At 61.6% G+C, this 8,005-nt stretch carries 12 protein-coding genes and 1 pseudogene; all 13 read right to left on the bottom strand.

From position 1 onward, the window contains the following. Positions 1-123 precede the first annotated feature (123 nt). Entirely contained in the window at positions 124-483 is a 360-nt protein-coding gene (locus tag JHD77_RS31515) for a Mor transcription activator family protein (RefSeq protein WP_003094179.1), read from the bottom strand. Between the two features lie 2 nt (positions 484-485). Beyond that, entirely contained in the window at positions 486-1,049 is a 564-nt protein-coding gene (locus JHD77_RS31520) for a gp16 family protein (RefSeq protein WP_023657063.1), read from the bottom strand. Further along, on the bottom strand, positions 1,036-1,503 hold the full coding sequence (locus JHD77_RS31525) for a hypothetical protein (RefSeq protein ID WP_003129239.1): 468 nt from the start codon (positions 1,501-1,503) through the stop codon (positions 1,036-1,038). Before JHD77_RS31525 ends, JHD77_RS31520 begins: the two co-directional genes overlap by 14 nt. A gap of 1 nt (position 1,504) precedes the next feature. Continuing rightward, a complete protein-coding gene (locus JHD77_RS31530) occupies positions 1,505-1,723 on the bottom strand; it encodes a hypothetical protein (RefSeq protein ID WP_003148480.1) in 219 nt (72 codons plus the stop codon). 1 nt (position 1,724) lies between these two features. Continuing rightward, positions 1,725-2,414 (bottom strand): DUF2786 domain-containing protein, encoded by a 690-nt coding sequence (locus JHD77_RS31535; RefSeq protein ID WP_003094188.1) that lies wholly within the window; start codon positions 2,412-2,414, stop codon positions 1,725-1,727. Position 2,415: 1 nt separating this feature from the next. Continuing rightward, positions 2,416-3,039 carry a DUF3164 family protein gene (locus JHD77_RS31540; RefSeq protein ID WP_003094190.1) on the bottom strand — a complete coding sequence of 208 codons (624 nt, stop codon included), beginning with the start codon at positions 3,037-3,039 and terminating at the stop codon, positions 2,416-2,418. Continuing rightward, positions 3,032-3,232, bottom strand: coding sequence for a hypothetical protein (locus tag JHD77_RS31545; RefSeq protein WP_003148482.1), 201 nt, complete (start codon positions 3,230-3,232; stop codon positions 3,032-3,034). The genes JHD77_RS31540 and JHD77_RS31545 overlap by 8 nt, the downstream gene beginning before the upstream one ends. Beyond that, positions 3,225-3,836, bottom strand: a complete 612-nt coding sequence (locus JHD77_RS32580; RefSeq protein WP_003148484.1) for a hypothetical protein — start codon at positions 3,834-3,836, stop codon at positions 3,225-3,227. Before JHD77_RS32580 ends, JHD77_RS31545 begins: the two co-directional genes overlap by 8 nt. Beyond that, complete coding sequence (locus tag JHD77_RS31555; protein ID WP_003148486.1) at positions 3,836-4,141, bottom strand: hypothetical protein; 306 nt, start codon at positions 4,139-4,141, stop codon at positions 3,836-3,838. Before JHD77_RS31555 ends, JHD77_RS32580 begins: the two co-directional genes overlap by 1 nt. Next, positions 4,138-4,479: a hypothetical protein gene (locus JHD77_RS31560; RefSeq protein ID WP_003148488.1), complete on the bottom strand. Its 342-nt coding sequence runs from the start codon at positions 4,477-4,479 to the stop codon at positions 4,138-4,140. Before JHD77_RS31560 ends, JHD77_RS31555 begins: the two co-directional genes overlap by 4 nt. Before the next feature lies 1 nt (position 4,480). Continuing rightward, positions 4,481-5,650, bottom strand: a complete 1,170-nt coding sequence (locus tag JHD77_RS31565) for an ExeA family protein (RefSeq protein ID WP_003148490.1) — start codon at positions 5,648-5,650, stop codon at positions 4,481-4,483. Further along, entirely contained in the window at positions 5,650-7,428 is a 1,779-nt protein-coding gene (locus JHD77_RS31570) for a DDE-type integrase/transposase/recombinase (protein ID WP_033996755.1), read from the bottom strand. Before JHD77_RS31570 ends, JHD77_RS31565 begins: the two co-directional genes overlap by 1 nt. A gap of 4 nt (positions 7,429-7,432) precedes the next feature. Continuing rightward, positions 7,433-8,005, bottom strand: a pseudogene (locus JHD77_RS31575) (hypothetical protein); the annotation flags it as partial.

Consider the following 8,005-nt stretch of genomic DNA (forward strand, 5'->3'; position numbering starts at 1 on the left):
TGAGAGAGGGTGAGAAATACCTAGGGGGAGGTGCGCGAAAAATCGAGATATAGCGGGAGGGGATGGGGAATATCGAGACGAGAGAATGAAAAGGTGTTGCCAGGGGTGAAATGAAGACCCGGCTCATTCGGCCGGGTCAAAAAGCGTCATCTGATCCTTTCGCTGCCTGCGGTGCTTCCTGACGATTTCGTAGATCAGCCCTTCTGAAATTCCGAACTCCTGGACCAGCTTGTCGGCGTTCGATCCATCGTAGCGCTGCAAGATGTGCAACTCCAGACGCTTGCGAGCCAGGTCATCCTTGACCGGGAAAACAAATGTCAAACCGGCCCAGCGCCGATGCAGCTGGAACGCCACCTCCTCCGACTCGGGCACCGCCTTCTCCCGAGGAATCCCGTTGCGCACGAACGCTTCGACGATCAGTTCGGCCAGCTCGCTGAGCATGTTGTTCCGGCGGCGGATCTGCTGCGAACGGATCTCCTTCATTATTACCTCCGCTTGCTATCTGCGGCCGCCTGGAGCGTTTCCACCAGGGCCTTGAGGATTGGACGCTGCCGCCGCCATCCTTTCGGCAGCTGTTCCAAGCCGGCCGCCTGTTCTGGATGCTCAATGCCCAGGCCCAGGCAGAGCCGATCCACTTCAGCGAGTAGGTACCGCTTCTCCTGCTCGACATGCAGTGCCGCCAGGATTGCCGTGAGCTGATCTGGCTTCTTCAGCCAGGCGACCTTGGCCACGCCGAACATCTGCTTTGCGATCTTGTCGGCGTAACTCCAGGGCAGCCTCATCTCGGCCAACTGCGCCTCGATGACCTGGACCTCGGCGGGCAGTTGACTGAAGTTATGCGGCTTACCGGCTGCTCGCTTGCTGGGCTGTGGTTGCCAGCCCAGGCGCTTGAACTCCGTCAGCAACTGCTCGGCTTGGCGCAGGTTCAGATCCCGCGCCGACCCCTTGCCGAACATCACCTGCAGCTTCTGCCGATAGACATCGTCCTGCAGGCCGAGCTGCTGACGAGCGATGTGGATCTTGCTGAGCAGCCCCCTAGCGAGTGCCATGGAACACCTCCATGCCATGCCGACGACCCAGCCGGCGCAGCTCGGCATCGCTGACGCCCAGTTCGCGAGCGAGCCTGGCCGTCTGCGCGGCCAGCAGCGCCTGGGCGGCGATCATCCGGCTCAACCAGACCTTCGGGTTCACGCCAGGAGCCGGCTGCAAAGCCGGCACGGGCGCTGGTGAGCGTTGGGGCTCGGTCTTTGCTTGCGCGCGCGGTGCGGCAGGCTTGGCTTTGAGCGACGAGTTCTCGGCCAGGGCACCGTTGTATACCGGCGTCTTCATGGGGTTGATGACGAAAGTGTCCGGCAGCTCGCGCATCTTGTACCCGACTTTCTCGATCTGCCCGCCGCCGGCCAAGAACTGCTGAACCAGTTCGTCCAGCTCCTGGGCCTCCTGCCGCTTTACGTCAGCATCACGCCGAGGTGGATCGCCGGCCGTTGAGTGGTAGCGCTCCATGTCATTGCTCCAGCAAGTGCTTGGAAAGGGTCTGCTGGATTTCCTTCGCGCAAGCTCTCCAAGCCTCTTCCGAGACAATGGCATTGCGCAAGGAACCCTTCGGGCTGGCCAGAACGCCACTGCTGAACTGGTCCAGGGCTTGGAGAATCATCACCTGCATCAATGGACCTGAGCGCGAGTACTCCATCAGTTGGGTGACTACTTCGAGATTGCTAGCCATCTCACACCCCCTGAGTAAGCCGAGCTACGGCCTGGTGCCCGATCCCTTGGTGCAGCCGCGCGCGCTTGCCCGCGGCATACCCCGCTTCACTGGCCACTTCGTCACGTGCCTTGAGCTTGCGGCGCTTCATCTCGAACTTGCCGACGTCAGCGTGGTGCTTCGCCATGTACGCCTGGATCGCGTCGGCGATGTTGTCGTCGACGCCCGCGAACTGGTCGACCTTGGCGTACACGGCCTCGATCCATCCATGCGCGAAGGCATCTCCACGGGCCACCTTGGTGGACCGCTTACAGCGTTTCTGCGTGCTCAGGAAGTCCTTGCGCGCCTTCTGCAGCTGTCGCTCCAGCACCTGGTAGGCGTAGCCGGTCAGCTCCGGCGCCGCCGCGCAGCCGACGAACAAGAACGAAGCGCTTTCGAAATAGGAGGTGCAGATGATCAGGTGCGTGCCGAAGGCATGGCAGCACACTTGAGCGAGGCGCACCCGCCAGGCCGGCGGTTTTCCATCCGAGCCGGCGGGAACCCTGGCTTCGCCAGCCATGCTGGCCAGCACGTCGCCCATCTCCAGGTTGTAGGCTTCCATCAGTTTGTGGGCATGACGCAGCGCGATCTCGGCCTCGTTCGGGTTGGAACCCCGCCCCTTGGCCATTTCCAGGCACTTCTTGATCTTGTCGAGGATACGGTCCTGGTCCATGTCACACCCCCGCGATATCAAGAGGAATGGAGCGGTACTGGTCGGTGTCCCCGACCCGCTCCTGGATACGCACGTACGCCTTGGTGCTCACGACCTGGACAGCCTCGCCGATGGCCTGCATTGCACGCTGCCAACGTTCGTCATCGATCTGCAGGCGGCGCAGAGCGAGCACGCTGCCGGTGCGGATGTTCCCTGCCTGGTCTACGCGGAACGCATCGTTGATCAGTGTGATGACCTCCGCGCGAGCACCTTCCGTCCACTCATGGAGGCACTCGTCGATCAGCGCCTTGGCGGCCTGCAGGCGCTCGTCGAAGGCGATGTTGTCTGCCATGGCCCGAATGACCTTGTAGCGACCGTCGAAGCTGACCAGAGAGGCATTGCCCTTCTTGCCTCCTACCTTCGCTTGGTACTGCTCGGCCGACAAAGTGATGAAGGCCTCGATATCGCCGAATGTCGCCAGTTTGAAATCCAGCAACGCCTTGTTCAGAGCCTTCCCCTTGGCAACGATCTCCTGCACAAGGCGGTCGCGCTCCAGGTCGATGGGCTTGATCATTTCTTCAGGTACCAGGCGCCCCTTGGCGTCCATGCGGTACCCGGCGGGAACATGCACTGTTTGTTCAGCCATGGGAGGGTTCCTCTTCGGGATTCGGCACAACGCTCATCTCAGCCAGGGAGACGAACGCATTCAGGATGTGTCCGCAGTTGTTGCAGGTGATCACCAGTTCGATCAGGCTCGGGTCATGAGCTGCAGAGCCTGCGGTGATTTCGGGGTACGGCGTGCTGCACGCGGGGCAGTCGATTTCCAGAACATCAGCCATGGGGACGACCCTCCAGCTCGGTATCAATCTGCAGGTCGATCGCGTCACCCTGTGCGAGGAGCAGCGCCGTGGCCTTCACCAGGTTCGTTCGAGCGTCCAGGCTGGGTTTCCAACAGGATGGCTCGAACGGCCACCAGCCCGGCACCAGTTGCGTCAGGCACGGCTCTCGCTCTGGCTGGCAGATCTGCGTAACGGCTTCGTCGGCGTAGCAGGTAGCGGCCAGCGCAAGTTCACCGCCCCGGTGCTCGGCATCATGGTTGGGACTGAAGCCTTCCTGGAGGATCTGTCGCTGCCGTTCTGCCAGCACATCCCGAGCGAAAGCAGATACCGGCTGCTGGACCGGCATCGCGAAAAGGGCGATCACGTTCTTACCATCCTCAGCCCATTGCTCTGCTCGGTTTGGGTCAGCCGTGTGGTCCGAGATCCAGGCGCCGTCGAAAATGGCCCATGCCACAGGCTGTACTTGCGGTGCCCCATAGAGATGGGCTGTGCAGCTCATGAGGTCGGGGTAGCCACCAGGACGTCCCATTCGATGTTTGCCGTCCTCCAGCGGCACGCCGGCCTGGCAGCCGTCGCACTGGTTCCGCTTTGTGCTGTTGTTCATCAGTGCACCCTCCCAGCAGTCTGCTGCTCGGCCTTGAGGTGCAGGTAGTAAGCGGCCAACTGCTCCAGCTCGGCTTCATACGCCTCGTGTTGATAGGCCAGCTTCAACTCCGCCAGCTTGATCAAGATGTTGTTCGCGTGATTGAGCTGCTGATTCAACGTGTGGTTGATGGTCTTCAGCTCGACCATTTGCTGGTCCTTCGCGAACCCATCGCGCAGAACGTCCTTCAGGGCCAGGCGGCAGTCCTCTTCGCTCATGGAATCAACGTCCATCAGCGGGGTGTAGGCATGGGTGATGACGGTCATTGGTCTTGCTCCTTCACCGGGGTCGTCCAGGCCACATCAACACCGAGCAGGCTGACGACATGGACGGTGACCATCCCGCGAGTGGTCTGGCGAATGCCACGGATGGCGTTGCGGAAGCGGCGGTGCAGCCGCAACGAATCCTCTTCGCGGATGAACAGGCGGCGATCGAGCACCGACGTCTGCTCAATCGGAATGCCGGCCTGGCGCAAGGCGCGGGTGGCGCTGTTGACTGCTTCCAGGCAGCGGGCCAGCTCTGGCGTCAGTACTGTGCAGAGCGGCAGATGGGTAGCTTTCGGCTGCTCTTCAGGGAGGCGGCCAGTGATCGGTACGACGTTCATCTCACACCCCCTTGACCACATCAGCGGTAATGCGGCTTTCACCGATCTCGGCAGCCAGGTTCAGCGCTGCGTTGAATAGGTTTCCGATAGCCAACGGATAGAGCTGGCTGGTTCCGTCCTTGCCGGAGCTGGCGAGGCGTTCAACGATGGCGTGGATGCCACCCTGGTCGATCAGTTCGTCCAGCTTCTTGCCGGCGCGTCCGACACGAAATGCCAGGTGCTGCTCTACATCACCCGAGGGGATAGCCGGCAAGATGGCGATCTCGACCCGCTGGGCTACTTCGCGCACGTCGGCGTTGCGTGGCGACAGCTTGATGAGCAGTTCGGGCTGACCGATCAGGATGATGCTGAGCAGCTTGTCAAATCCGTCCTCGAACTGGTCGCGCATGCGCTTGAGGTGGTTGAGGGTCTGGGTCGGGATCGAGTGCGCCTCTTCGATGATCACGACATGACGGTTGCCGGCGGCGTATGAGTTCTTGAGGCAGGTGTGGACCTGGCGGAAGCGAGCTTCGGGGCTGGACTTAGGTGTTTCCAGCGGTGCCACGGCATACATGATGGCTTCGGCGATATGAGTCGCCTTCAGGGTCTTGCCCTTGATGTCGTTGGCCTCCATGCCAACTACGAAGGGGTCGATGGTGATGACCGGCTCGTTGCGCAGACGGTGGGTCAGATCGCGACGCAGAGTGCTCTTGCCGGCACCGGACTCGCCCACGATAGCGAGGAAGCCGTCATGGCGTGCGGTTTGGTACATCGATTCGCGGATGTAGCGAATATCGCCGCTGAAATACATGTCTTCGGCGCAGCGTAGATCGCCAAACGGGTCGACCATCACGCCGAAGGCGCGCTTGGTATCTGGCCGCAGGGATTGTTTTGCCATTAGCATGTCGGGGCACTCCTGGTTTTCGTGATTGGTTTCCGGGGCTGCAGGAGTCGCCGCGTTGGCGCGCGGCGACTCCACTTCTTCTTCCAAGGCGGCGATGTCGCCGTCTTGCGCACCAACGTCATAGAGCCAGTCGGCCATACGGCCCCACAGCTCCTGCTTGTCGATGGACTTGGGCCACTGGTCGTGATTGACCAACTGGGCGATGGCTGCCGGGCTGAGCTTCATCGCCCTGGCCAGATCAGCCTGGCCAAGGCTGAGGGTTGCGAGTACTTCCTTCAGGCGCAGCATTACTCACCCCCTACCAGGCGCAGGCTTGGGCGTGCAGGTGCCTGCAACTGCTGAACGATGCTGTCGAGTTGCTCCTCCATAGCGCCGTCCGGGTAGTTGGTCTTGAGCCACTCCATGGATGCTGGTGTCCAGGCTGTACCCATACGTGCGCGCAGCGCCTTGGCTAGCTCGATGCGGTTCAGTGGTTTCAGCTCGACCGAGGCCAAGCCAGCCACGGTGACGCGAGTTTCCAGTTCGGTACCGCGCTTGGGCAGGTAGGTTGGCAACACGGTGTTGGCCTGTTCCTTGAACGGATCGATCTCGCCGTTGAACGGCACTGCTCGCGACCTGATCGCCTTTTCTGCCTCCGTGACCGAGCTGGTGCCGGTGGCGAGTTGGTCCAGGTGCTTTCGGTCCTTCTGCGCGGCTGTCTCCGGCAAGGCTCGGTGCTCTTCGCCAATCACCCGGCGAGTGGCAGCGTTAGCCGCGAACCCGTTGTCGTCACGCTCAACACGCTCGACCACCTGGTAGTGCTCGCGGCCGTCGTCTCCAACAAGCACAACCTGAGCGCTATCCGCATCGCGGAACGGGTTGCGGGTAATCAGCACCTGGTCACCGACCTGCAAGTGCTGGATAACGGACACGTCGTATTCGGCACCGCGGAACGGCACCCGCAGCCGGGCAGAAACCTTGCGTTTCTCCGGTGCGGCAATGGCCAGTTCGCGCATCGTCTCTGCAGGCGGTGCAATGCGCAGTTGCTCAGGCTTGATCGTCATCCAGGCCGCGTAGCGAGTGCGGTGATGTCGGGTGTGGATGGCGGTGGCGTTGTAGTGCCGCATCCAGCGTCCGGCCAGCCCGTTGATCTCTTCCAGAGTGCGCGGTTTCTGCATCAGTTGCAGGCCACTTTCAAACTCACGCTCGACGATGTTGTGGGCCTGCTCGACCTGGCCCTTAGCTCGTGCGTTACCGACTTTGTTGATGATCAGCTCGATGCCCAGGGCGCGACACAGGTTGCGGAACATCGAGGAGGTCATGGCCGCACCGGGGTCGGTCATGATCATGAAGGGCACGCCATGGAACGGATCGGTATCACCGCGCTTGACCATCGCGCTGATCAGTACATGGCAGAGGTTCTCCGCGCTTTCAGCGCCGAGCACGTAATGCACGTACAGGGTACCGCTGGTGTGGTCCGTGATGACGTAACGCCATAGGCGCTGCTTCTCGATGCGCTTGAGATTCTCTGGCTTGCCGTCGTAGAACTCGGCCTTATTCATAGCACGTGCGCCGTCATTGGCCAGGTAGAACTGAGTGGAGATCGAGGCGTCGATCTGCCAGACGTGGTTGGGATGCAGACTGACCAACTCAACCGCAGGGGCCGGGCGCAGCAGTTGCTCAGGGTGCAAGCCATAGGCACGCAAGGCCCTGCCTATGGCGCTGAGCGACATGAGCGTGACTTCACCAGTACGGTGATCCACAGAGCCTGCGACGATCTTGCCGTTGTTGCGAAGTCGCTCGACGGCGCGCTCCAGGGTGCTGAGTTGCTTGTCGTTATCGCGGATGGAGCGGATCAACGTGGTACTGAGTAGCTCCGCCTCATCGCGAGTCAGCGCTGAGGTGCCGGCGTCGACCCGCTTCTTTCGGGGCTGGGTCACAGTGACCTCCTTCAGTTTCCGGTACAGAGTCGCCAGGGAGATGCGCAGATCGTCCGCCGCCGCTTGGCACAGCTCTGTTCTGCTCGTGGTGGAGCGATCCAGCTCGTGTGCCAGGGCAACGAGGCGTTGAGTCATCACGGCGCTCATAGGCTTACTCACCCTGCTTGGCGGCTTCGGCCAACGCGGCCTTCACCGCCTCCTCGCTGTCATCAGCCATCCAGGTCGGCGTGGCACTGGCGGACAGCGTGGCGGGGATGTTGTATTCAGCGCGGATCTGCAGCAGCGCCCGCTCTACCTGGGCGAGCATGCCGGCGATGATCGGACGCTGGTCTTGCCCGGACTCTTCGCCTTTCTCGACCAGCAGTTGCACGGCTGGATGCAGTGCGCCGGCAATGGCGGCTTCGGCCGCGGTGGCCTTGGTGGCGAGTTCTTCGCGTCGTTCGGCCAACTGCTCATCCATCGGCTGCACGACCACCAGAGGCTTTCGCGCCAGTTGAGCAGCCAGTTCGTCGATCTTGGTGTTCTTGTCGGCGTTGACCTGGGCGAGGGCCTTCTTGTCTTCGCGGGCTTCGCGCAGGGCCTTGCGCAATTCCTTGACCGACATGGTGGCCACATCGTCAATGCTCAGCTCGCCGGTCTGGCCAGTGAGTTCCAGCTCCTGGATCTCTTCATCATCCAGGACGAGCATTTCGAAGAGCTTGGTCTGATTGCCAATAGCTTTGGG

This window comes from Pseudomonas sp. P20, assembly GCF_016463925.1.
In the GTDB taxonomy this organism is placed as follows: domain Bacteria; phylum Pseudomonadota; class Gammaproteobacteria; order Pseudomonadales; family Pseudomonadaceae; genus Pseudomonas; species Pseudomonas aeruginosa.

Excerpts from the sequence above, each read along its gene's own strand:
- JHD77_RS31560 (WP_003148488.1), bottom strand. The coding sequence starts at position 4,479 with ATGAACGTCGTACCGATCACTGGCCGCCTCCCTGAAGAGCAGCCGAAA.
- JHD77_RS31515 (WP_003094179.1), bottom strand. The coding sequence starts at position 483 with ATGAAGGAGATCCGTTCGCAGCAGATCCGCCGCCGGAACAACATGCTC.
- JHD77_RS31525 (WP_003129239.1), bottom strand. The coding sequence starts at position 1,503 with ATGGAGCGCTACCACTCAACGGCCGGCGATCCACCTCGGCGTGATGCT.
- JHD77_RS32580 (WP_003148484.1), bottom strand. The coding sequence starts at position 3,836 with ATGAACAACAGCACAAAGCGGAACCAGTGCGACGGCTGCCAGGCCGGC.
- JHD77_RS31565 (WP_003148490.1), bottom strand. The coding sequence starts at position 5,650 with ATGCTGCGCCTGAAGGAAGTACTCGCAACCCTCAGCCTTGGCCAGGCT.
- JHD77_RS31520 (WP_023657063.1), bottom strand. The coding sequence starts at position 1,049 with ATGGCACTCGCTAGGGGGCTGCTCAGCAAGATCCACATCGCTCGTCAG.
- JHD77_RS31540 (WP_003094190.1), bottom strand. The coding sequence starts at position 3,039 with ATGGCTGAACAAACAGTGCATGTTCCCGCCGGGTACCGCATGGACGCC.
- JHD77_RS31530 (WP_003148480.1), bottom strand. The coding sequence starts at position 1,723 with ATGGCTAGCAATCTCGAAGTAGTCACCCAACTGATGGAGTACTCGCGC.
- JHD77_RS31545 (WP_003148482.1), bottom strand. The coding sequence starts at position 3,232 with ATGGCTGATGTTCTGGAAATCGACTGCCCCGCGTGCAGCACGCCGTAC.
- JHD77_RS31535 (WP_003094188.1), bottom strand. The coding sequence starts at position 2,414 with ATGGACCAGGACCGTATCCTCGACAAGATCAAGAAGTGCCTGGAAATG.
- JHD77_RS31555 (WP_003148486.1), bottom strand. The coding sequence starts at position 4,141 with ATGACCGTCATCACCCATGCCTACACCCCGCTGATGGACGTTGATTCC.
- JHD77_RS31570 (WP_033996755.1), bottom strand. The coding sequence starts at position 7,428 with ATGAGCGCCGTGATGACTCAACGCCTCGTTGCCCTGGCACACGAGCTG.